Source organism: Clostridium sp. ZBS15, assembly GCF_023845705.1.
GTDB lineage: Bacteria > Bacillota > Clostridia > Clostridiales > Clostridiaceae > Clostridium > Clostridium aquiflavi.
Genome location: NZ_JAMQHY010000003.1, coordinates 135,433 through 160,132 on the forward strand (window position 1 = coordinate 135,433; position 24,700 = coordinate 160,132).

17 protein-coding genes are annotated in these 24,700 nt (G+C 28.8%); all 17 read right to left on the reverse strand.

The features are described 5' to 3' along the window. Positions 1–116: 116 nt before the first annotated feature. The 17 genes from NG904_RS01935 to uvrB all read right to left on the reverse strand — a co-directional run bounded on the left by NG904_RS01935 (position 117) and on the right by uvrB (position 24,346). Positions 117–473 (reverse strand): DUF1540 domain-containing protein, encoded by a 357-nt coding sequence (locus tag NG904_RS01935; RefSeq protein ID WP_252229446.1) that lies wholly within the window; start codon positions 471–473, stop codon positions 117–119. A 543-nt stretch (positions 474–1,016) separates the two neighbouring features. After that, positions 1,017–2,432, reverse strand: a complete 1,416-nt coding sequence (pyk, locus tag NG904_RS01940) for a pyruvate kinase (protein ID WP_252211642.1) — start codon at positions 2,430–2,432, stop codon at positions 1,017–1,019. A gap of 59 nt (positions 2,433–2,491) precedes the next feature. Continuing rightward, positions 2,492–3,454 (reverse strand): 6-phosphofructokinase, encoded by a 963-nt coding sequence (pfkA, locus tag NG904_RS01945; RefSeq protein WP_252211641.1) that lies wholly within the window; start codon positions 3,452–3,454, stop codon positions 2,492–2,494. Positions 3,455–3,830: 376 nt separating this feature from the next. Further along, on the reverse strand, positions 3,831–7,445 hold the full coding sequence (locus NG904_RS01950; protein ID WP_252229448.1) for a DNA polymerase III subunit alpha: 3,615 nt from the start codon (positions 7,443–7,445) through the stop codon (positions 3,831–3,833). Positions 7,446–7,484: 39 nt separating this feature from the next. Continuing rightward, positions 7,485–7,952 (reverse strand): HepT-like ribonuclease domain-containing protein, encoded by a 468-nt coding sequence (locus tag NG904_RS01955; protein ID WP_252223993.1) that lies wholly within the window; start codon positions 7,950–7,952, stop codon positions 7,485–7,487. Continuing rightward, on the reverse strand, positions 7,936–8,367 hold the full coding sequence (locus NG904_RS01960; protein ID WP_252223991.1) for a nucleotidyltransferase domain-containing protein: 432 nt from the start codon (positions 8,365–8,367) through the stop codon (positions 7,936–7,938). Before NG904_RS01960 ends, NG904_RS01955 begins: the two co-directional genes overlap by 17 nt. Before the next feature lie 330 nt (positions 8,368–8,697). Then, positions 8,698–8,982, reverse strand: coding sequence for a Dabb family protein (locus tag NG904_RS01965; protein WP_252229450.1), 285 nt, complete (start codon positions 8,980–8,982; stop codon positions 8,698–8,700). 47 nt (positions 8,983–9,029) lie between these two features. Next, on the reverse strand, positions 9,030–9,977 hold the full coding sequence (whiA, locus tag NG904_RS01970; RefSeq protein ID WP_252229452.1) for a DNA-binding protein WhiA: 948 nt from the start codon (positions 9,975–9,977) through the stop codon (positions 9,030–9,032). Between the two features lie 15 nt (positions 9,978–9,992). Beyond that, complete coding sequence (gene mgfK, locus NG904_RS01975; protein WP_252211636.1) at positions 9,993–11,354, reverse strand: gluconeogenesis morphogenetic factor MgfK; 1,362 nt, start codon at positions 11,352–11,354, stop codon at positions 9,993–9,995. Further along, a complete protein-coding gene (rapZ, locus tag NG904_RS01980; protein WP_252229454.1) occupies positions 11,351–12,235 on the reverse strand; it encodes an RNase adapter RapZ in 885 nt (294 codons plus the stop codon). The genes mgfK and rapZ overlap by 4 nt, the downstream gene beginning before the upstream one ends. Positions 12,236–12,990: 755 nt before the next feature. After that, positions 12,991–13,905, reverse strand: a complete 915-nt coding sequence (murB, locus tag NG904_RS01985) for a UDP-N-acetylmuramate dehydrogenase (protein ID WP_252229456.1) — start codon at positions 13,903–13,905, stop codon at positions 12,991–12,993. 72 nt (positions 13,906–13,977) lie between these two features. After that, the gene (gene uvrC, locus NG904_RS01990) at positions 13,978–15,852 is read right to left on the reverse strand and encodes an excinuclease ABC subunit UvrC (protein WP_252212088.1); all 1,875 of its coding nucleotides are present in this window, start codon (positions 15,850–15,852) and stop codon (positions 13,978–13,980) included. A gap of 256 nt (positions 15,853–16,108) precedes the next feature. Beyond that, positions 16,109–17,593, reverse strand: coding sequence for a peptidoglycan D,D-transpeptidase FtsI family protein (locus NG904_RS01995; RefSeq protein ID WP_252211633.1), 1,485 nt, complete (start codon positions 17,591–17,593; stop codon positions 16,109–16,111). A gap of 2 nt (positions 17,594–17,595) precedes the next feature. After that, positions 17,596–18,786 (reverse strand): FtsW/RodA/SpoVE family cell cycle protein, encoded by a 1,191-nt coding sequence (locus NG904_RS02000; RefSeq protein WP_252212086.1) that lies wholly within the window; start codon positions 18,784–18,786, stop codon positions 17,596–17,598. 51 nt (positions 18,787–18,837) lie between these two features. Beyond that, a complete protein-coding gene (locus NG904_RS02005; protein ID WP_252211632.1) occupies positions 18,838–19,281 on the reverse strand; it encodes an FHA domain-containing protein in 444 nt (147 codons plus the stop codon). 264 nt (positions 19,282–19,545) lie between these two features. Further along, positions 19,546–22,368, reverse strand: coding sequence for an excinuclease ABC subunit UvrA (uvrA, locus tag NG904_RS02010; RefSeq protein WP_252211631.1), 2,823 nt, complete (start codon positions 22,366–22,368; stop codon positions 19,546–19,548). Between the two features lies 1 nt (position 22,369). Continuing rightward, a complete protein-coding gene (uvrB, locus tag NG904_RS02015) occupies positions 22,370–24,346 on the reverse strand; it encodes an excinuclease ABC subunit UvrB (protein WP_252223984.1) in 1,977 nt (658 codons plus the stop codon). Between the last annotated feature and the right edge of the window lie 354 nt (positions 24,347–24,700).

The following is a 24,700-nucleotide window of genomic DNA, read 5'->3' on the forward strand; positions in this document are numbered from 1 at the left end:
AATTATTCATCCATAGTAAACAAATATTCATTAGTAGAAAAATCTCTAAGGCTAATATGAATTAGTAGATTTATATATAATCATATATATGCTAGAAAAAACTTTATAAAAAAATATTATTTTACAAAAGTTTCACACATAGCCTTAAACTGATCATTTTTATCAACAGAAATAGCTACATTTCTTGATTCACATTTTCCTGAAGAATTAAAAAAACAATTTACTGCCTGACAATTAATTTGAGGATTCATCTTTACTTCATCCATAGAAGAAAATAATTGCATTACTTCTCCAACATAATTAGTATTAGCAAGTGCCTTTACTTGGTTAATGAATTTATTTGGCTTATAACTGGAACATTTTGTTTCTAAAGTCGTTGTTGAATCATTTCCTTCAATTAATATATATCCTGCTTGACACATTCCTGCTTCATTATGTACGCAACTCATGGCTGCACAATTTAACATAGTCATAATTATCACTCTTTCTTATATTTTCCTTATGACTTATTTTGCTCCATTATAATAAAACTTATTCTTTACTCAGTCCACTTTGCTTATTCACATATCAACACACTAAAAAATCAGAACAAAATCGCTAAGGCGACTTTAGAGCCGTCGATTTTTTTAGCCATGCACCCTTTCCAAACGCAGTGCAGGAATAATGGTGCGGCATATGATTATTTTTTATTCTTTAGGGGTACTCATCATACCTTTAAAATACGGTATTCTAAAAGTTATCCACAAATTCTTTAATAATATAAATTCCTAAAGAATAAAAAAAGGCACCCCTAAGGGTGCAAATAGAGAATCAGTTGCCAATTAATTCCTTATTATAATTATTGTCTAATACAATAAATAATATACATTCTATCATAACATAATATAATTATTTTGTAAATTATTTGTAAATAATTTTTACATTTAATTATTTAACTAAAATTATTTGTAAAATAATTAATAAAAAGAATAAAAAAGCTCTCGAATAAAATCGAAAGCTTTTTTATTATAAATTTATTATTCGCCTACTACGCTAACTTTTAATAGGTTAGTTGTTCCTGTTTTATCAACTGGAACTCCAGCAGCTAAAACTACTGTATCACCATTTTTAACATAGTTATGTTCTTTTGCTATTTCAACTGATTTTACCATCATTTCGTCAGTTGAAGACATTTTATCAGCAACTATTGGATAAACTCCCCATGAGAATGCTAATTGTTTTGCTACTACTTCATCTGGAGTAACAGCTATGATTGTACAATCTGGTCTAGATTTAGATATTCTCTTAGCAGTAGCTCCTGTTTGAGTTGAAGAAATTATAGCAGTTGCTTCTAATTCATTAGCTGCATTACATGCTGCTCTTGAAATTACTTCTGACATAGAAGATTTGTTGTTAGAGTAAGCAACTTTATGAGCTAATTGTTTTTCAGTTTCTTCAGCAATTTTAGCCATAGTTCTAACAGCTTCTACTGGGTAAGTTCCGTTAGCACTTTCTCCTGATAACATTATAGCATCAGTACCATCTAAGATAGCATTAGCTACGTCTGAAACTTCAGCTCTTGTTGGTCTTGGATTTCTGATCATAGAATCTAACATTTGAGTTGCAGTAACAACTGGCTTTCCAGCTGCATTACATTTTTGGATGATCATTTTTTGAACTGCTGGTACTTGTTCTATTGGAATTTCAACACCAAGATCTCCTCTAGCTACCATTACAGCATCAGAGATTTCTAAGATTGAATCGATGTTATCAACACCTTCTTGGTTTTCGATTTTAGGGCAGATTAAGATGTTCTTTCCACCATTTTCATCAAGAACTTTTCTTATAGCTACTACGTCAGCTGCTTTTCTTACGAATGAAGCTGCTATCATAGTAACTCCCATTTCACAACCAAATATTAAATCTGATTTATCTTTTTCTGTAAGAGCTGGTAATTGAATTGAAACTCCTGGTACATTTACACCTTTATGAGTTCCAACTAATCCAGTATTTTGAACTTCACAGATAACTGCGTTTCCTTTTACTGATTTAACAGTTAATCCTACTAAACCGTCATCTATTAAGATTGTGTTTCCTGGCTTAACATCATTAGCTAATCCTTCATAAGTAACTGCACATTTTGTAGTGTCTCCAACTACTGACATGTCTCCTGCATATACTGTAAATTCTGTACCCTTAACTAATTCAACTTTGTTTGGTTCGAATTTTCCAGTTCTTATTTCTGGTCCTTTTGTATCAAGAATGATAGCTATTTCTTTATCAAGTTTCTTTGATAATTCTTTAACTTTTTCTATTCTTCCTCTATGTTCTTCGTGATCACCATGTGAAAAGTTATGTCTTGAAGCATTCATTCCTGCTAACATTACTTGTTCTAATATTTCTCTGTCTTCACTTGCTGGTCCAATAGTACAAATCATTTTAGTCTTTCTCATGTAAGTACACTCCTCTTTATTCTAATTAGTTTATAAAAATTTATATAAATAAAAATTTATTAGCGTGATAATACTTCTGCTACATTATATAGATCTATATCGAATTTGCTTTCCATAGCTAATGCTTCATCTATATCTTGGTCTATAATTTGATTATCTCTAATTCCTATTACTCTTGAAGTTTCTCCTTGTAGAAGAACATCTACTGCTCTAGCTCCTAATCTTGAAGCTAAAACTCTATCGGAAGCTGATGGTGCTCCACCTCTTTGAATATGACCTAAAATTGTAGCTCTTGCTTCTATTCCTGTTAATTCTTGAACATATTTTGATAGTTCTTCTGCTCCACCAATTCCTTCTGCAAGAATAACTATACTATGAGTTTTTCCATGGTTTTTACCTTCTAATATAGTTCTGCAAAGAGCATCTCTATCGAAGTCACCCATTTCTGGAACTATTATAGCTTCTGCTCCACTTGATATACCAGCATGAAGAGCTAAATCTCCACAATCTCTTCCCATAACTTCAATTATTGAAACTCTTTCATGAGAAGTTGATGTATCTCTTATTTTATTTATTGCATCAACAATAGTATTTAATGCTGTATCAAATCCTATTGTGAAATCAGTATAAGCTAAATCATTATCTATTGTTCCTGGTAATCCTATAGTTTTGATTCCTAGTTTTGATAGTAACTTGGCTCCCATGAAAGATCCATCTCCACCAATAACAACTAAAGCATCTACACCATAAGCATTTAGTATTTTAACTGCTCTTTTTCTTACCTCTTCATCTTTGAACTCTGGGCATCTAGCAGTTCTTAGGATTGTTCCACCTCTTTGAATAATATCAGATACTGATGTTCTATTCATTGCAAATAGCTCACCATTAAGTAATCCACTGTAGCCTCTTTGAACTCCCATAACTTCAAGTCCTTTATCAATGGCTGTTCTTACTACTGCTCTTATAGCGGCATTCATTCCTGGGGCATCTCCACCACTTGTTAAAATAGCTATTTTCTTCATAATATATTCCTCCTTAAAAAACAACTAGGACACCCAAAGTCCTACCTGCGCATAGTTTATGCATATCTTATTAACCACTAACAATTGTACATAAAAATGTAATATTTATCAATCATATTTAGATAAGTTTTGATATTAATATATTTTTATCTAAAAAATCCATAACATATTTAGTGATTTTTTAGACAATATTATATATAATTCTTTATTTATCATGATAATTATTAAATAAAATAGTGTTAACATATTAGATTATATACTAATTTTATATATTTTTAAATAACACTCAACTTATATTATAACCAAGTAAAATTAAAATCATATACTATTATGATTATTTTTTATTTTACACTATTAGATATTATACCCTTAATAACTATAATTCTATCACTTTTACATTTTCATCTCCAACAAATTTTCTTAGTAAATCTAAAGATTCTTCATTCATATCTATCCATCTATCTCTTGGAACTCTAAACTTCTGTCTTTGCTCTGCTGCAAAAATATAAATAGGTGTATCACCTTTATAATTTTTTATTAAGTCCTTTAAATTTAAACTTAATTCTTTTGCTTTAATAGTATTTTGTACTCTTAAATATATTTTAGAAGCATTTATTTTTTCCAAAGGTTCTATACTTTCACATATTAATTTAGGCAACTCATCTGTTTTTAGACTTATTCTACCTTTAATTATTACTAGATCGTCCTCATTGCATAGTTCTCTAACTCTATCTAATACTTTTGGAAAAACTATAACTTCTATGGTTCCAGTTAAATCTTCTAATTGTAAAAATGCCATAATTGTGTTATTTCTTGTAACTTTTTTATTCACTTGTGTTAATATTCCACCAAGAATTACTCTATCATTATCATTAATTCCAGATTCATTATTAATAATAACATCATCTAGCATTGGAATTTCTAAAGTATCATCTAATAACTCATGATGTGAAAATATTTTTCCTATTTCATTTGAAGTTTGAAATTTTAAACTTTGTACATAATCATCTAATGGATGACCTGATATATATAATCCCGTCATCTCTTTTTCCATTGTTAATAATGAACGTTTATCAAATTCATTTATATTTGGATATTCTATTTCTGGTACATAAATATCATCTGATGCAAACAAACTTATTTGTCCATCTATATTTCTTTTTCTATCACTTGAAATACTATCAACCATTTTTTCATATACAGCCAATAATTTTGATCTATATATCTTAAAGCTATCAAATGTTCCTGATTTTATTAAACTTTCAATAGTTCTTTTGTTTATAGCAGATAAATCTATCTTACTAATGAAATCAAATAATGAATCAAATTTACCTTTATTCTCTCTTGTTTTCACAACACTATTTATTAAATTCATACCAACATTTTTTATAGCTGCCAAACCGAATCTGATAGTTTCTCCTTTAACAGTAAATTTAGCAAAACTTTCATTTATATCTGGTGGAAGTACTTGTATACCCAATTCTTCAGCTTTCGAAATATAATATACTACTTTTTCACTACTTCCCATAAATGAATTTAACATGGCTGCTATCATTTCTACAGGATAATATTTCATTAAATATGCAGTTTGATATCCAACTACTGCATATGCTGCTGCATGGGATTTATTAAATGCATACGAAGCAAAATCCATCATATTATCAAAGATCTTATTTGCTGCTTCTTCACTAATTCCATTTCTAATACATCCTGGAACTACCACTTCATCATTTTCTATAATTCCATGAATGAAATTCTTTCTTTCTTCTTCCATGACTTTATGCTTCTTCTTTGACATGGCTCTTCTAACCATATCACTTCGTCCCATAGAATATCCTGCTAGCTTTCTAACTATCTCCATAACTTGCTCTTGATATACCATTACTCCATACGTTACATCTAGTATTTCTTCTAGTTCTGGTGCATCATATTTAACTTTCTCAGGATTTCTCTTACATTCTATATATCTTGGTATTTCAGCCATTGGACCTGGTCTATATAATGAAATTCCGGCAATTATATCTTCTAAAGAATCAGGCTTTAATTCTTTCATAAAGGATACCATTCCAGGAGATTCTAATTGGAATACTCCAGCAGTCTTCCCTTCCCCTATCATCTTATAAACTTCTTTATCGTCAAAATCGATTTTATCTAAATCTATATCTATATTTCTATTTTCTTTTATAATTTTAAGTGCCTCATTCATTACAGTTAACGTTCTAAGACCTAAGAAATCCATTTTCAATAATCCTAGTTCTTCTAACGTAGTCATTCCAAATTGAGTTACTATCATTTCATCATTTTTTTGTAAAGGTACGTATTGAACTAATGGCGTTGATGCAATAACTACACCAGCTGCATGAGTTGATGAATGTCTTGGAAGTCCTTCTAAGTCCTTTGACATATCTATTAATGACTTAACTCTTTCGTCTTTATCATATATCTCTTTAAGTTCAGGATTAAAATCAAGTGCCTTTTCTATAGTTATACCAAGCATTGTAGGTATCATTTTACATATCTTATCAACTTCACTATAGCTATAATTCATAGCTCTACCTACATCCCTAATACATGCTCTAGCTGCCATTGTTCCAAAGGTTATAATTTGAGATACATTATCTTCTCCATACTTTTCTACTACATAATCTATTACTTCCTGTCTTCTCTCATAGCAAAAATCGCTATCAATATCGGGCATAGATACTCTTTCAGGATTTAAGAATCTTTCAAATATTAGACTATACTTTATTGGATCTATCTTGGTTATTCCTAATGTATATGCAATTATTGAGCCTGCGGCGCTACCACGGCCAGGTCCTGTTGGTATTCCATTATCATTGGCAAATTTAATAAAATCCCAAACAATTAGGAAATAATCAATATATCCCATTTGTTTTATTATCTGAAGCTCATATTCAAGCCTATCTATAAGATCTTTTGCAGAATCATTTTTAGATTTTAAGTCATCTAATTTAGCATAATCTAGATCCTTCCCCCTAAACTCTTTAAATTCCTCATACCTCTCTATTAATCCCATATAACAAGTATTCTTCAAATAGTTATATGGTTCTTCACCTTCTGGTAATGGAAATTTAGGTAACTTAGATTCATGGAATTTATATTCATAATTACACTGCTTAGAAATTTTCACAGTATTCTCTAATGCTTCAGGTATGTAAGAAAACATTTCCCACATTTCTTCAGGAGATTTTAAATAGAACTGATCTGAAGGATATCTTCTTCTATTAACATCATCCACAGTTTTTCCTGTTTGAATACACATTAATATGTCATGTGATTTATAACCATCTTTTTTTATGTAATGAACATCATTAGTTGCTACTAATGGTATTCCTAATTCTTTAGATAACTTTATATTTTCTTCATTTACTTTTCTTTGTTCATCCATGCCATGATTTTGAATTTCTAAATAGAAATCCTCTTTAAATATTTCTTTATATAAAAGTGCTGTTTCTTTAGCCTTTTCATAGTTACCTTTTAACTCATAAGATTGCACTTCTCCGCCTAAACAAGCGCTAAGAGCTATTAGCCCTTCACTATGTGCCTTTAAATACTCATGATCCACTCTAGGCTTATAATAGAACCCTTCTATTGATGCTGTAGATACTATTTTCATTAAATTTCTATAGCCAATCTCATTTTTTACTAACAAAACTAAATGATATGTTGAATTATCTTTATCAGGTTGCTTTATTTTCATAGATTTTCCTGCAACATATACTTCACATCCAAGTATTGGTTTAATCCCATATTCAAGGGCTGCTTTATAAAAATCTACAAGTCCATATAAAACTCCATGATCAGTTATAGCTATACTATCCATTCCAAGTTCTTTTGTTTTTGCCATAATCTCTTTTATTTTTCCCGATCCATCTAATAAACTATATCCAGTGTGAAGATGAAGATGAACAAAGTCTTTTCTTTCCTTATCAGCTACCCTTATTTCTTTCTCATTTTTAGTTGACATCATCTCAGTAATGTACCTCCTTTCCATAAAAATTAAATATATCTAATTATTTTTACTATTATCCTTATATTTTAATATCACATGCTCTTTACTTTCCTCTAAAAATATTTCTAAGTAAGCTAATTTTTGAAAGCAAAAATCTTCAATTTGCTTTTCACTAGACTCTCTCTGATAATAATCATGAGTGTATCTATTTCTTAACTTCACTGCCATAGATAAACAGTTCTTTAGATTTTTATCAAAAAAGCCCTCATTAAAAGCTTGTTCTATTAATTTTAATGAAGTTGTCGTACTATTCACTCTTCCATCATTAATGATTATATAACTTTCGCACATATCAATAATATATTCACAAAAATCTTGAAAAAATGCAAACATAGCTCTTCTAATTATTTTACTATTAGTGTTTTTATATTGATTAATAGATTCCTTTAAATCACTTAAATTATTATAAGCAGCCTTATATTTTTCTAAAAACTTTTCTTTTTTATACTTATAGTAAGGACTCATCTATCACACCTCCAAAATAACTATACTGTTCATCTATCTTTAAAATCTTCTCCAATCGTTCATTATTTCTAACAAATTTTAAAACATAGTGTTGAAAATCATACCATGCTTCTTCATCAACTATATATTTATTATTACTATCTACTGCAATCCTTGCATACTTGCTTTCGAATTCCTTAAATAATATAAATGTAAGATGAATTTTATCATAATTATAGTATTCCATTGCTAATTCTACAAGTTCCTCTTCAATATCTAATGTATCAAGAAAACTAATGTTTGATTTTACAATCACAGCTAAGTCAATATCACTTCTATCCCTTATCCAATATTCAGTTCCGTAACTACCAAATTGAGCTATACATACAATACTATTAAATTCTCTAAGCTTATTTAAAAATTCAACTTTTTCCAAAAAGTAATCACCACCTATATATAATTATAGACTAACAATATTAATTCTTAAACCAAAACACTAACTTTAGTAAAATTCTTTTATAATACAATATGCGTAAAATAAGTGTATTGTATAATTAATTTAAGAGGTGTTAAATATGCGTAAATTAATTCCTATTAGTATTATAGCCATACTACTAATTTCATATATCAATTATAACAAGATTGATAGATTTCCTAACGAAATTCCTACCGTAAAATTAATTATAAATGAAAAAAACTACAATACTAAGATGGAGAAAGCTACGTTAGATACAAAGCATCTAACGTAGCTTTTATTAAATTCATTCTAAAAATCTAATGACTTACTACATTCCACATAAGGTCCAACAACCTTTTTAACTTTTTCCACATGATATTCATTAATATCATAAGCTAAACAGTCTTCCTTAGAGTCGAATCTGGTTATAATTCCAATATCAAAGCTTCTTTCACTTCTTATAACATCAACACCAACTTCTAATTCCTTAAGTTCTTCAATATTTCCGTTCATACTTAATAAAGCTTCCTCAACAAACTTTATATTTTCCCTAGTTGGGTCCTTTAATTTAAAAAATACTACGTGTGTAAACATAAATTTATCCTCCCTTTTTATAGTCTAATTATTTTTTTGAATGTGCCTTAGTTTCCCGTTCTTAATTCTTCTGCTATTTTCTCAATTTTTCTTAGTCTATGATTTATTCCAGACTTTCCAACTTGCGGATCAAGCATTTGTCCTAATTCTTTTAATGACTCATCCGGATAATTTAATCTTAATTCTGCTACTTCTCTAAGATTTTGTGGTAATCTTTGTAATCCTATTTTATTTTGAATTAATCTAATACTTTCAACTTGTCTAACTGCAGCGTTAACTGTTTTAGATAAATTAGCAGTTTCACAATTAACGAGTCTATTTACATTATTTCTCATTTCCTTCATTATACGTATATTTTCAAGTTCTAATAGAGATGCATGAGCACCAATTATATTAAGTAAGTCTACAATTTGTTCTCCTTCTTTAATATAAATTATATGACTACTTTTTCTTTGGATAACTTTAGAATTCAATCCAAAAGTATTTATAATATCCTTTAAATCTATAGCATATTCTTCACTATGAGTAACAAATTCTAAATGATATGTTCTTTCTGGATTACTTATACTTCCACCACCAATAAAAGCACCTCTTATATAGGCTCTTCTGTTCTCTTCTGTTTCAATCATACTCTTATTAATTCGGTAATTTAAGTTCATTATGCCATCAATATCTTGCAGTATTCCAGTCTCGTATAATAGCTCTCTAACACCCATATCTTCTGAAATAACAACCATATAAATATTATTCTTTTTTAGAGAATTACTTTTTTTAACCATAAGCTTTGAGTGTATATTAAAATGTTCTTTTAATATAGTAAATATTAGTCTTGCACTTGCTGGATTTTCTGTGGTCATTTTGAAGCTTAAACCACTTCCACTAAAAGCTATGGTTCCACTCACTTTCATTATTGCAGATATTTCTGCTAATGCATCTTCTTTACACATATCCACATATCTACATATTTCGCCTTTAACTTTAGATGAAAATGACATCCTATTTCCCCTTATCTATAATTTTTTTAGAATTGATTTAGTTTTCTCTTCTTTTACTCTTTCTTTAATACGCTGAGATAAATACATATATTCTATTATCTTTTTCTTATCATATAGCAATTTCTTTTCCATAATAGTATCAACTAAAACTTGAGCTAATTTATCAGCATCATGCTTTATAAATCCCTTACTTATTTTAACTAAATTGTCACCAATTATTTTTATTCCTAAGTTATCTACAGCTTCACTATCTAGTTTAACTAATTCAGCATCTTCTAATTTATACTTTTCTTTTAATTCATTTTCCACTTCACCAACATTAGCAATAACATAATTCACTATATCTTTACCACCATATTTTTGTAATACCTTTAAGTGATCTGATACTTTAAACTTTGTAGTTTCACCTGGCTGTGTCATTATATTAGATATATAAAACTTTAATGCCTCGCTTTTTCTTACTTCTTTTGCTATATCTTTTACTAATAAATTAGGTATTATACTTGTATAAAGGCTTCCTGGTCCCATAACGATGGCATCAGCTTCTCTTATAGCTTCTATAGCTTCTTTTAATGGCTTTGCATTTTCAGGTATAATTCTAAAATTTCTTATTTTTGAATTTTGTTTTATAGCTTCTTCCGGTATTTGAGATTCTCCCCTAATCACTTTTCCATTTTTAAGGGTTGCTTCAAGTTCCATATTATCTAAAGTTACTGGAACAACTTTTCCTGTAACTGCTAATACAGAACTCATTTTTTGTACCGCTTCTTCAAAATTATCAGAAATGCCATCCATTGCTGCTAAAAATAAATTACCAAAACTTTGGTTCTTCAGTTTTCCTTCTTTAAATCTATATTGAAGTAAATTCTCCATTATAGGCTCTGTATCTGCTAAAGCTAATATACAGTTTCTTATATCTCCTGGTGGAAGCATTCCTAAGTCTTCTCTTAAGTCTCCAGATCCACCACCATCATCAGCAACTGTTACTATTGCAGTTATATTAGATGTATAGTACTTAAGTCCCCTAAGCATAGTAGAGAGGCCTGTTCCGCCTCCTATAACTACTATCTTAGGTCCCTTTATTAATAATCTCTTTTCCTCTATAAAACTTTCTATCTTTTTACTGTCAAAAGATACTTTTATATATCCTCTATTTACTAATGCTATTATTGATTTCATACTTTCAGTTACCGAAATATACAAAACAAAAATTCCTGTAATATTTAAAAATACATAAAATATTTTATAATATAAATCATATACTCTATGAGTTACTAATTCTGTAAATCCGAATGCAATTAATAATATCCCAAATATACCAAAGAAGAGCCACCTCTTAACTTTGATTCCCGGTTTAATTAATTCCTTTATCCTCATAGTTTCTTTTCTCCTCTATGAAGATCTTCACCAACATCTCTATGCTCTATCTTTGCTTTGTAATTTCCTTTATTTAATCTTTCATGAATCTCATTAGCAATTGCTACAGAACGATGTCTTCCCCCTGTGCATCCTATAGAAATTATAAGTTGTCTTTTTCCCTCTTTTATATAATTAGGTACTAAATATTCAAGCATATCCTGTAACTTTTCTACAAAAGTAATAGTTTCTTCTTGCTTTAGTACATAATCTTTTACTGATTTATCATTACCTGAATATTGTTTAAGTTCAGGTATATAAAATGGATTTGGTATAAACCTTACATCAAATACTAAATCTGAATCCACTGGTATACCATATTTGAATCCAAAGCTTAATACAGTAATTGATAATTGCTTTTCTGATTCAATATTATCCCCATAATGTTCATTCATCTTTTCTCTTAAATCTCTTATAGCATATTTTGATGTATCAATTATTATATCTGCTCTGTCTTTAATTTCTCTTAATTTGCTTCTTTCTTGAATTATTCCATTTAAAACTCTACCATCTGGTGATAATGGATGACTTCTTCTTGATTCTTTAAACCTCTTTATAAGAACTTCATCTGAGGCATCTAAAAATAATATTTCATATTTAAATTCATTTTCCTTTAAGTAATTTAAAGTTTCAAATAAATCATCAAAGAAGACTCCTCCTCTTATATCAATTACTAATGCAACTTTATCAATTTTCCCATCGCTTTGAGAACATAACTCTGCAAATTTATTTATTAATTTAGGTGGCAAATTATCAACACAAAAATATCCTAAGTCTTCTAAACTTCTAGTTGCTTGTGTTTTACCTGCACCTGATAATCCTGTAACTATCACAAATCTCATCTAATAAGACCTCCTTATCTATAAACGATAACTTATTTAATAACTATCATCTTAAAATTATAACATATTATAGAGTATACATTGTAATAAAAAAAGTTCTATGACTGTTTTTAATTAAATGTTTTATCAATATTATAAGAACAAAAGTGGCTACGCCACCCTTCAATGAACAATTTACAATTGACAATGGACAATTGTGGTTGAAAGCCGCTGGCTTTCTTAAAAAATATATATTTAGAAATCACATTGTGATTTCATCCTAAATTGTCAATTGTTCATTGTCAATTCAAACATATATTCATAACCTTAGATTTCATCAGCCTTTCAAGCTTCAAAAATTCTATAATTTCCTATACATGAACAAAAGTGGCTACACCACCCTTCAATGAACAATTTACAATTGACAGTGGACAATTGTGGTTGAAAGCCACCGGCTTTCTTAAAAAATATATATTTAGAAATCATATTGTGATTTCATCCTAAATTGTCAATTGTTCATTGTCAATTGAAAAATATATCCATAACCTTAAATTTCATCAGCCTTTCAATCTTTAAAAATTCTACATTTTCTACTAAATAATACTTTAAAAATTCCAATATAGAGTTTTTTAGGCTCTGTTTTAAATGCATGTTGATATATGCAATAGGTAAAGTGGCATATATCAACATGCTGCTAAAACATAGCCTTTTTTAAAAATAAAGAACTCAAAAGCATTAACGCTTTTGAGTTCTTTATTTTTTTAAATATTATATGATTAATCTTCACCTATTATTCTAACTTCTGGATATAAATCTACATCAAATTGCTTCTTTACTTCTTTTTGAACATATTCTATTAAATCTAGAATATCCTTAGCTGTAGCATTCCCTTTGTTTATTATAAAACCACAATGTTTGCCTGATACAGCAGCTCCACCTAAAGTAAAACCTTTTAATCCTGCATCTTGAATTAACTTACCAGCAAAATGACCTTCTGGTCTTTTGAATGTACTACCTGCAGATGGGAATTCTAAAGGTTGCTTTTCTTCTCTCTTATTAGTTAATTCCGAAACTCTTCCTTCGATTTTATCTTTCTCTCCAGATTCAAAACAGAAAGTCGCACTTATTATTATATAATTTTTTTTCATTATTATTGATGTTCTATAGCCTAATTTTAATTCCTCTTTTGACAGAGTTATTATATTTCCCTCTTCATCCATAACTTCTGCTTCTTTAATTACAAAAGAAACCTCTCCATCGTAAGCACCTGCATTCATAAACACAGCTCCACCTACACTACCTGGGATTCCACATGCAAATTCAAATCCAGTTAATGATGCTTTCAAAGCTTCAGCTGATACATCTTTTAATAACGCACCACTTTCTGCTTTTATTATATTTCCATCTCTAACTATATTATTAAATTCAGATAACTTTATAACAACTCCTCTTATTCCAGAATCTTTAACTAAAACATTAGATCCATTTCCTAGAACATAAAAAGGTATCTTATTTTCTTTACATATCTTTATTGTTTCTACTATTTGTTCTTTAGTATTTGGAGTTAAAAGTATATCTACTGGTCCCCCAACTCTAAAATTTATATGCTCACTCATTTTTGCATTTTCTTGCATTTGTGTATCTTTGTATAAATTGCTAAATAAAACTCTATAGTTTTTATTTTGATTCATGATAAAACTCCTCAAATACTTATATTGATTTTTTAAGTAAATATTATTATTTCCGTATTATTATAGCATAAATTATGAATTATGTTCATGTTTTTTAAAATAAGATATAATACTATCTGCAGCCTTATTATCTATTGATTCTGTAGATAATAATTCTTCTAATTTAGCATTTTTTATATTCTCAACACTTCCAAATTTCATAAGTAACGCTCTTCTTCTTTTTGCACCAATATTAGGTATATCTTCTAATATTGAATGTAGTGTTCTCTTATCTCTCAAACTTCTATGATATGTTATTGCGAATCTATGAACTTCATCTTGTACTCTTCTTATAAATTGCATAAGATTTGAGCTTCTATTTATAATAATCTCTTCGTTATTATAAATAATCCCTCTAGTTGAATGGTGATCATCTTTAACTAATCCGCATACAGGTATCTTTATATCCAACTTATTTAATACCTCTTTAGCTACATTAACTTGACCTTTTCCACCATCCATCATAATTAGATCTGGAAAATTAGAGAACTTTCCATTTGAAAACTTAAGATTTCTCTCTTGTATTTCTTTTACTTCTTTTAATCCATGAGTAAATCTTCTTTCTAAAATTTCTCTCATGCTATCATATTCATTACCATTTTTAACATATTTTATACTAAACCTTCTATAATCACTATTCTTGGCTTTTCCATTTTCAAAGACTATCATAGAACCAACTGAATCTACTCCTTGTATATTAGATATATCAAAAGACTCTATTCTATTTGGTATATCATCTAAATTCAAAAGTTCCTTCAGTTCTTCTAAACACCCTCTATTTATTTCCTTGTCCATTAATAACTTTTCTTTAAATTGTTCTAAAGTAAGCTTTGCATTATTTTTTACTAATTCTAACATTTCTTTTTTACTTCCCTTTTTAGGCACTTTAACATTAACTTTAGAACCTCTTTTTATTTTTAAAAATTCTTCTAAAATTTCAGTATCTTGTTCTTTAGGGATATAAATATGTTTAGGTACTTTAGGCGTTCCCCCATAAAAAGAAATCATAAACTGAGATAGAATACTACTTTCCTCTTGATATGTACTATTTTCCAATATAAAATGTTCTCTGCCAGTAACTTTTCCACCTCTAAGAAAGAATACTTGAACACAACAATCTTTTTCATCTTTATACAAATTAATAAAATCTTCGTCTCCTTCTTGAGATTTAAAGATCTTTTGTTTTTCTACTATATTATCTATAGCTATTATTTTATCCCTCAATGAAGCTGCCTTTTCAAATTCCAAGTTTTGTGAAGCATTCTCCATATCTTTTTGAAGTTTATTTACTAAATCTTTATTCTTTCCACTTAAAAGTTCCATTACTTCACTTATCATATTTCTATATTCTTCTTTAGATATGTATCCTGCACAAGGTGCATTGCATTTTTTTATATGATAATTTAAACATGGTCTAGTTGGATTACCACCTTCTGTTATAGCTTTCTTACATGTTCTTATTGGAAATATTTTTTTTATTAAGTTCATAGTTTCATAAACAGAAGCTATATTAGTGTATGGTCCAAAATATTTATTACCATCTTTTGCATATTTTCTAGTAATAAAAATTTTAGGAAATTCTTCGTTTATAGTAACTTTTATAAACGGGTAAAACTTATCATCCTTTAAAAGTATGTTATATCTTGGACTATATTTTTTTATTAGATTACATTCTAATATTAATGCTTCCATTTCTGAGTCAGTGATTATATATTCAAATTCTGCAATATTCTTTACCATAGCTTTTACTTTTTCAGAATGATTTTTTGAATTTTGAAAGTATTGTCTTACTCTATTTTTAAGTATTTTTGCTTTTCCAACATAAATAACTTCACCAAGAGAATTCTTCATTAAATATACCCCAGGCTTATCTGGTAAAATTTTAAGTTGATTTTTAAAGTCAAATATTATCATCACCTCCGCAAATTATATTTTTCTGTATTCTAATAATGTTGATATTATAATATACTATCGATATTACAATATCAACATTTAGTTAACGCTATGTCTAGATAGTGTTACATTATACACACCATCTAGACATAGCGTTAGTTAAATATATTTAATTTTAGCTTTGTTTTAAATATGTGTTAATTATGTAATAGATAAAATTGGACTATACTTATTCATATATAAACATAAATTTAAAACAGAACTTATTCTTTTATTTTTGATTTGATAATGCAGATTGTATAACTTCACCTGCAACTTGGGCTGCGACTCCTGATCCATATCCACCATTTTCAACAATAACAGCTATTGCAACTTTAGGATTATTCTCTGGTGCAAAACCTATGAACCATGAATGTGGTTTAGCATCTTGGCCATTTGGTAATTGATAATCTGCTGTTCCTGTTTTACCACAAGTTTCTGTACCTCTAAATATACTCCAACTACTATTTAATTTAGAATCAACTAAATTTTTCATATAATCTGTTATTATAGCAGCTTCATTTGCATCCATAACTTGTTTTAATTTTTCAGGATTTACTGTTTTTACTGTATTTCCATCCTTATCAATAACTTTATTAACTAATTTAGGTTTCATCATAGCTCCATCATTAGCTATTGTGCTAGATACTAAAGCCATTTGCATAGGCGTAGATAATATACTACTTTGACCTATTCCTGTTTGTGCTATACTTCCAACTTCATAACTTTTTAGTGTTGGAAATTGACTTTTTTGTATTGTAAATCCATCAGCTTCTATAGAATTATTAAATCCAAATTTTTCTGCTGTAGATTTCAATTTATCATTGCCTAATTCCATTGCTAAACCACCAAAGACAACGTTACTTGACACTCTAAATGCATTTTTTAAATCCAAGCTTCCATAAGCTGCTCCACCTGCATTGCTTAATGAATGACTATCATTGAATACAAGCTTACCATCATCTTGGAATTGTCTATTAGTTATTCCTGCTATATTTTCTAAAGCACTTGTAAGAGTAACTGTTTTAAATGTTGAGCCTGGTGGATATAATCCCCCAGTCGCTCTATTTATAAGTGGACTATCATCCGCACTTCCTTCATTAGCTGCTTTCATTGCTGCCTCTAAATTATTTGGATCATATGTTGGCTTTGATACCATTGCAAGAACTTCCCCTGTTTTAGGGTCTAATGCAACTACTGCACCTTTATTCTTTCCAAGAGCATCATAAGCTACCTTCTGAATATTGGTATTTAAAGTAGTTATTATACTATTACCTATTTTATTTTCTTCTTTTTTTCTCTGCTTAAAAGCATCCTTTAAATTATCCATTGAAAAATCTTTAGTTAAGTTTAAAAATGTATTACCAATAGAGCTATACTCTGATAATTCTTTATCATATGCTGCTTCTAGGCCTGTAGCTCTATATATTGGATCTACGTATCCTAAAGCATGAGTATATAAATCACCATATATATATTCTCTTTTCTGAGTAAGAGCATTATTCTTTTCACTTTTAGTTAAAGCATTGTCATTTCTATCATATATAGTTCCTCTAAGTACTTCATTTCTTCTTGCACTTAATCTTTTATTTCCTTGTTGCTCTGCTATTTTCGGAGCATTAAAAACTTGAAAATATGCTATATAAGAAATAAGAGCTACGAAACAAAATAGAAAAACTATCATCACTTTTTTTACACTATCTGAAATATCCTTCATAGTTAGTCCTCCTCTGATATTTTTTGCAGTATTGAAAGCGCAAAAAACATGGTTATAACTGAGGAACCACCATAACTAACAAGGGGTAAGGTTATACCTGTTAATGGTATTACCGCAAAAACCCCACCTATGATAACTAATACTTGACAAGCTATCATGGCACTAAAACCAACTGCAGTTAATTGAGAAAATCTATCTTTTATAAAAACAGCACTTCTCATTCCTCTATAGAACATTAAGAAATATATAATCATAACTCCAAGACCTATTATTATTCCAAGTTCTTCACAAATTACTGCAAATATAAAATCCGAAGTATTAACTGGAACAAATCCTGGATATCCTTGACCAAGACCACTGCCAAATAATCCTCCTGATGCTATAGCATACATTCCTTCAACTATCTGATATCCTTGACCAGTTGTATCACTCCAAGGATCTCTCCAAATTTCTACTCTTTGTCTCACATGACCAAATAACTTATAAGCAATAAAAGCACCTACTAAAAATAGAATTAAACTTATTATTACATATTTCTTTTTTCCTGTTCCAACATAAAGCATTGTAATTGCTATTCCAAAGAATATTAAAGCTGATCCTAAATCTTTTTGAAGAACCATACACCCTAATGAAAACATAACTACCAAAGCCGGTTCCCAAAGTTGTTTAAAATCCTCTTTTATATTATTTTTATCTTCATAGTTTTGAAGTGCTGCAGCAAGATACAGTACAAATGCTACCTTTCCAAATTCCGACGGTTGAAAGCCCATTCCTCCAATAAATACCCAGTTAGTAGCTCCATATATTTTCGAACCAAACATTAATGCTAATGGCATTAACATTAATGTTATAATTAAGAATACATTTTTATATTTTACAAACTCCCGTATATCAGGTATTGAAAGTACTATAAACATATATATTACAATCCCTGCTATAACCCATATTAATTGTTTTATAGCTACTGTAACATCTAATCTATATAATACAGCTATACCTATAACTGACAATATACATGAAAATATAAATAAAAATTTATCTCCATTAGGATAAAACTTATTCATTAAAATCTTAGCTACTGTTATTAACACACATATTATTGCACCCATATATATGGCACCCTTATCTATAGGATCTTTTAAAATTGCTAAATTCACAAAAAGAGCCATGCACAATATATAAGTTAATATCATTAACTTAGTATCACCTTTTCGTCTCACTATCTCACCTCATCCGCTAAATCTCTAGCTTAGAACTTTAAATGTAGAAGTACCTATTCTTATTTCATCTTTGTTAGATAACTTTTGTTTACCTTTTATTTTATTTCCATTAACATAAGTCCCATTTGTACTATTTAAATCTTCAATAAACAATCCAGTATTTCTTACAAATACTCTCGCATGATTACCTGAAACGTGCTGATCCGAAAGGGAAATAGAATTTTCTTCTTTTCTTCCAACAGTTAAATCGTTTCTTATTGGAATTACCGAACCTTCTTTTAAATCAGTAGACTCGCCCGGTTTTAATACCTCTAAACCAAAATTACCTCTAGAATTAGTCGGTCTTCTTCTTCTTCCTCCACCTTTTATATCTTTATACATTATTTTTAATGCATAATAAATTATAAAATATAAAACCACAATGAAAATTGCTGCAAATATTCCTGCGGATATTTTTGAAAAATCCATAACTTCACCTCAATACATATTTACTACATCATAATAATGATTATACAACAAAAAGAGTAATTATGACATTATAAACATATCATTTTGTTTTTATCAGTAAAACGTACTATTTTATAATATTCCTATGTTTTCTATAATTATCAATTTATTTTCACATTATATTTAATATCATATTTATATTGTAAAATTTATCGTATACAAATGTCTATATTATAAACGCTCATAGATGATATCTTAATAAAAAATTAATAACTTAAAACCAAATTACAATAATTTCTTTAAATACTTACCAGTATATGATTTATCACATTTACTTATTTGCTCTGGAGTTCCTGTTTTTACAATAGTTCCTCCTTTATCTCCGCCCTCTGGACCTAAATCTATTAGATAATCAGCACATTTTATCATATCTATATTATGTTCAATAACAACAACTGTATTACCCGCATCAACTAATCTTTGTAATATTTCTATAAGTCTATTAACATCATCTATATGTAAACCAGTTGTTGGTTCATCTAGAATATATAATGTTTTTCCTGTGCTTCTTTTTGAAAGTTCTGATGCAAGTTTAATTCTTTGAGCTTCTCCACCTGATAATTGAGTAGACGGTTGACCTAATCTAATATATCCTAATCCAACATCATTTAATGTTTTTAATTTATTCTTTATTCTCGGTATATTTTCAAAGAACTCTAATGCTTCTTCTACAGTCATATTTAAAACGTCATCTATATTTTTACCTTTGTATTTTACCTCTAAAGTTTCTCTATTATATCTTTTTCCTTTACATACTTCACAAGGTACATAAACATCTGATAAAAATTGCATTTCAATTTTTATTATTCCATCACCAGAACAAGCTTCACATCTTCCACCTTTAACATTAAAACTAAATCTTCCTTGCTTATAACCTCTCATTTTAGCTTCATTAGTTTGAGAAAATAATTCTCTTATTACATCAAAAGTTCCTGTATAAGTTGCAGGATTTGATCTTGGAGTTCTCCCTATTGGGCTTTGATCTATATCTATGATTTTATCTATATTTTCATAACCTAATATCTCTTTGTGGTTTCCTATTGGATTTTTGCTTTTATTTATTAATCTGTTTAATCCTTTATATAAGATTTCATTAACAAATGTACTTTTTCCTGACCCTGAAACTCCAGTTACTATTGTTAAAGTTTCTAAAGGAATTGATGCAGTTATATTCTTTAAATTATTTTCCTTTGCACCTATTACCTTTATTTCTTTTCCATTTCCTTTTCTTCTTTCCTTAGGAATTTCAACATACTTTTCACCTCTTAAATATTGACCTGTTATTGATTCTTTACATGATTTAATTTCATCTACAGTTCCTACTGCAACGACTTCTCCACCATGTTCTCCTGCTCTTGGTCCAATATCAACAATACAATCAGCTTCCATTATTGTATCTTCATCATGTTCAACTACAATAACTGTATTTCCTACATCTCTTAAATTTTTCAAGGTACTTATAAGTCTATCATTGTCTCTTTGATGCAAACCGATACTTGGTTCATCTAATATATATAAAACGCCCATAAGTGATGATCCAATTTGTGTTGCTAATCTTATTCTTTGAGATTCTCCGCCTGATAAAGTACCAGCTTTTCTTGATAAATTTAAATAATCTAATCCTACATCAAGTAAAAACTGAAGTCTATTTCTAATTTCTTTTACGACTTGTTCACTTATTATCTTATTTTTAGGTGAAAATTCTAAACTATTTAAAAATTCCAACTCTTCATTTATTGGCATTGTAGTAAATTCATATATATTTTTTTCACCTACCTTAACAGATAAGGCTTCTTTCTTCAACCTTGCTCCCTTACATTTAGGACAATAACTATCACTCATGTATTGTTCTATTTCATTCTTTATGTAATCTGAGTTAGTCTCTCTATATCTTCTTTTTAAAGAATTTATCTCTCCATCATAAGAATAATTATAAGTAGCCTTTACACCTTCTTTTACATAATCAACTTTGATTCTCTTTCCATCTGTACCATACAATAATAAATTCAATTCTTCTTTACTTAAATCTTTTATTGGTACATTAAGTCGTAAATCATATTCTCTTTCTAATGCCTTTAATATAGCAAATGTCCACGATTCTTCTTTTAGTCTACCTGCACCCCAACTTGCTACTGCGCCATCCATAATACTTAACTCTTTATTAGGTATAACTAAATCTTCATCAAATTCAAATAAAGTTCCTAAACCATCACAACAATCACATTTTCCAAAAGGTGAGTTAAAAGAAAATAGTCTTGGTGCTAATTCATCTATACTAATACTACAATCTGGACAAGCAAAATTTTCACTAAATAATATATCCTCTTTACCAACTACATTAGCTATAACTAAACCATCAGCAAGCTTTAATGCCATTTCTATAGAATCAGTAATTCTTTTTTCAATATCTTCCTTTATTACTATTCTATCTATAATAGCTTCAATATTATGTTTTTTATTTTTATCTAGTTTAACCTCTTCTTCAGTTAAATCATACATTTCTCCATCAATTCTAGCTCTTATAAAACCATTCTTTTTAATATTTTCTAATATCTTTTCATGAGTTCCTTTTCTTCCACGAACTATTGGAGCTAAAATTTGAATTTTAGTTTTATCCCCATAAGATATTATTTTATCCACTATTTGATCCACAGATTGTTTAGAAATTTCCTTACCACACTTAGGACAATGCGGAATGCCTACTCTTGCATATAGTAATCTTAAATAGTCATATATTTCTGTTATAGTTCCAACAGTAGATCTTGGATTTTTACTTGTAGTTTTTTGATCTATTGATATAGCTGGAGATAATCCTTCTATATATTCAACATCTGGCTTATCCATCTGTCCTAAAAATTGCCTAGCATAAGAAGATAGTGATTCAACATACCTTCTTTGCCCTTCTGCATATAATGTATCAAAAGCTAAAGAGGATTTCCCAGAGCCTGATAATCCTGTAAATACTATTAATTTATCTCTTGGTATCTCTAAACTCACATTTTTTAAATTATTAACTTTTGCACCTTTAATTATTATCTTATCATTCATCTTATCCCTCTTTTCTTTTTAATTCTTCTATCTTATCTCTTAACTGTGCTGCTCTTTCAAATTGAAGATTTTTAGCTGCAAGCTTCATTTCGTCTGTATATTCTTTTATAAGTTTCTTTATTTCTTTCTTAGTTAAAGATTTTGTTTCTTCAACGCCATATTCTGTTGATTCTTCTGCTACTTTAGTAGCCTCTATTACATCTCTAACCTCTTTATTAATTGTTTGTGGTATTATTCCGTGCTCTTCATTATACTGTGTTTGTATTTTTCTTCTTCTTTCAGTTTCACTAATGGCCTTTTTCATTGATTTTGTAATATTGTCTGCATACATTATTACTTTACTTTCTGAGTTTCTAGCGGCTCTTCCTATTGTTTGAATTAAAGAAGTTTCAGATCTTAAAAATCCTTCTTTATCGGCATCTAAAATTGCAACTAGTGCAACTTCTGGTATATCTAATCCTTCTCTTAAAAGATTTATTCCAACTAAAACATCGTATTCACCAAGTCTTAAGTCTCTAATAATTTTCATTCTTTCGATAGTGTCAATATCAGAATGCATATAAGTGGCTTTTACACCTAGTTCAATCATATATTTAGTTAAATCTTCTGCCATTCTTTTAGTTAATGTTGTAATTAATATTCTATATCCTCTTGATATTGTTTCCTGAATTTCTGTATATAAATCATCAATTTGACCTTTTACTGGTTTTATAACAATTTCAGGATCTAACAATCCAGTTGGTCTTATAACTTGCTCCGCTATAGACTGTGAATGATCTAATTCATATTGTGCTGGTGTTGCACTAACAAACATGACTTGATTTATCTTTTTTTCAAATTCTTCAAACTTTAGTGGTCTATTATCATAAGCACATGGTAATCTAAATCCATAATCAACTAACGTATTTTTTCTTGACCTATCTCCAGCATACATTGCTCTTACCTGAGGTAATGTAACATGACTTTCATCTATAAATAATAAAAAATCTTCTGGAAAATAATCTATTAATGTCTTTGGCGGTGTACCTGGTGCTCTTCCATCTAAAATTCTAGAATAATTTTCTATTCCGCTACAATAACCCATTTCTCTTATCATTTCTATATCAAAGTTTGTTCTTTGTCTTAATCTTTGAGCTTCTAATAACTTTTCTTGTGAATTCAATTCTCTAAGTCTATTTTCTAATTCATTCTCTATTTCACCTAATGATCTCTCTACAGTTTCTTTTGAAGTTGCAAAGTGAGATGCTGGGAAAATCGAAACATGATTTCTTTCCCCTATTATTGTTCCCGTTAACACATCAAATTCTCTTATCCTATCAATTTCATCACCAAAAAATTCTATTCTTATACCTTTACTAGAAGTTGATGATGGAATGATATCCAATAAGTCTCCTCTTACCCTAAATGTTCCTCTTGAAAAATCTATATCATTTCTTTCATATTGAATCTCTATGAGTTTTTTTATTATCTCATCTCTCTCTTTTTGCATTCCTTTTCTTAAACTTATAGTTAATTTTTTATATTCATCAGGATTACCAAGTCCATATATACAAGAAACTGATGCCACTATAATTACATCTCTTCTTTCAAAAAGTGCTGATGTAGCTGAATGCCTAAGCTTATCTATCTCATCATTTATAGATGCATCTTTTTCAATGAAAGTATCAGTTTGTGGTACATATGCTTCTGGTTGATAGTAGTCATAATAAGATACAAAGTACTCAACTATGTTTTCTGGAAAAAACTCTTTAAATTCAGAACATAATTGAGCTGCAAGAGTCTTATTATGAGCCAAAATTAGAGTTGGTCTTTGTAAATTTTCTATTATATTGGCCATAGTAAATGTCTTACCAGATCCAGTTACTCCTAATAAAGTTTGAAACTCATTACCTTGTTTTATTGACTTTAATATAGTATCAATAGCTTGTGGCTGATCCCCCATAGGTTTAAATTTTGAATGTATTTTAAATTCTCCCATAATTAACACCTCTTTTTTGCGAACAAACATTCGTATGCATTTTATTATATTTTACTTTTCATTATAACCTAAGTCAACATAAACTCATTCAATAATTCATCAACAAAGTTAATTCTCTACTTCTAATACTTGATTTTTAATTCTAAATTAAAGTATTCTAAATTATTAGTTTTTTCAATTTTCAAAGATTTTATAAATTATTAGGCTATGTTTTAAATACAGCCAATTATTAAAGAAAAAAGCCAGTAAATTCAATAAGAATTACTGGCTTTATATTATATAGTTGCTGTTTTACATTAATGTTGATATTTTAATATAATTGCGATCTAGCATTGAAATTACACTAAAATATCA

Bases quoted from the DNA above. Each gene is read 5' to 3' on its own strand.
- uvrB (WP_252223984.1), bottom strand. From the start codon at position 24,346: ATGGGAGAATTTAAAATACATTCAAAATTTAAACCTATGGGGGATCAG.
- NG904_RS01995 (WP_252211633.1), bottom strand. From the start codon at position 17,593: ATGAAGGATATTTCAGATAGTGTAAAAAAAGTGATGATAGTTTTTCTA.
- NG904_RS01965 (WP_252229450.1), bottom strand. From the start codon at position 8,982: ATGTTTACACACGTAGTATTTTTTAAATTAAAGGACCCAACTAGGGAA.
- mgfK (WP_252211636.1), bottom strand. From the start codon at position 11,354: ATGAGGATAAAGGAATTAATTAAACCGGGAATCAAAGTTAAGAGGTGG.
- rapZ (WP_252229454.1), bottom strand. From the start codon at position 12,235: ATGAGATTTGTGATAGTTACAGGATTATCAGGTGCAGGTAAAACACAA.
- pyk (WP_252211642.1), bottom strand. From the start codon at position 2,432: ATGAGAAAGACTAAAATGATTTGTACTATTGGACCAGCAAGTGAAGAC.
- NG904_RS01955 (WP_252223993.1), bottom strand. From the start codon at position 7,952: ATGAGTCCTTACTATAAGTATAAAAAAGAAAAGTTTTTAGAAAAATAT.
- NG904_RS01950 (WP_252229448.1), bottom strand. From the start codon at position 7,445: ATGATGTCAACTAAAAATGAGAAAGAAATAAGGGTAGCTGATAAGGAA.
- murB (WP_252229456.1), bottom strand. From the start codon at position 13,905: ATGAATCAAAATAAAAACTATAGAGTTTTATTTAGCAATTTATACAAA.
- NG904_RS02000 (WP_252212086.1), bottom strand. From the start codon at position 18,786: ATGATATTAACTTATATATTGTGCATGGCTCTTTTTGTGAATTTAGCA.
- NG904_RS01935 (WP_252229446.1), bottom strand. From the start codon at position 473: ATGACTATGTTAAATTGTGCAGCCATGAGTTGCGTACATAATGAAGCA.
- NG904_RS02005 (WP_252211632.1), bottom strand. From the start codon at position 19,281: ATGGATTTTTCAAAAATATCCGCAGGAATATTTGCAGCAATTTTCATT.
- uvrA (WP_252211631.1), bottom strand. From the start codon at position 22,368: ATGAATGATAAGATAATAATTAAAGGTGCAAAAGTTAATAATTTAAAA.
- pfkA (WP_252211641.1), bottom strand. From the start codon at position 3,454: ATGAAGAAAATAGCTATTTTAACAAGTGGTGGAGATGCCCCAGGAATG.
- whiA (WP_252229452.1), bottom strand. From the start codon at position 9,977: ATGTCATTTTCATCTAAAGTTAAAGGCGAAATATGTAGATATGTGGAT.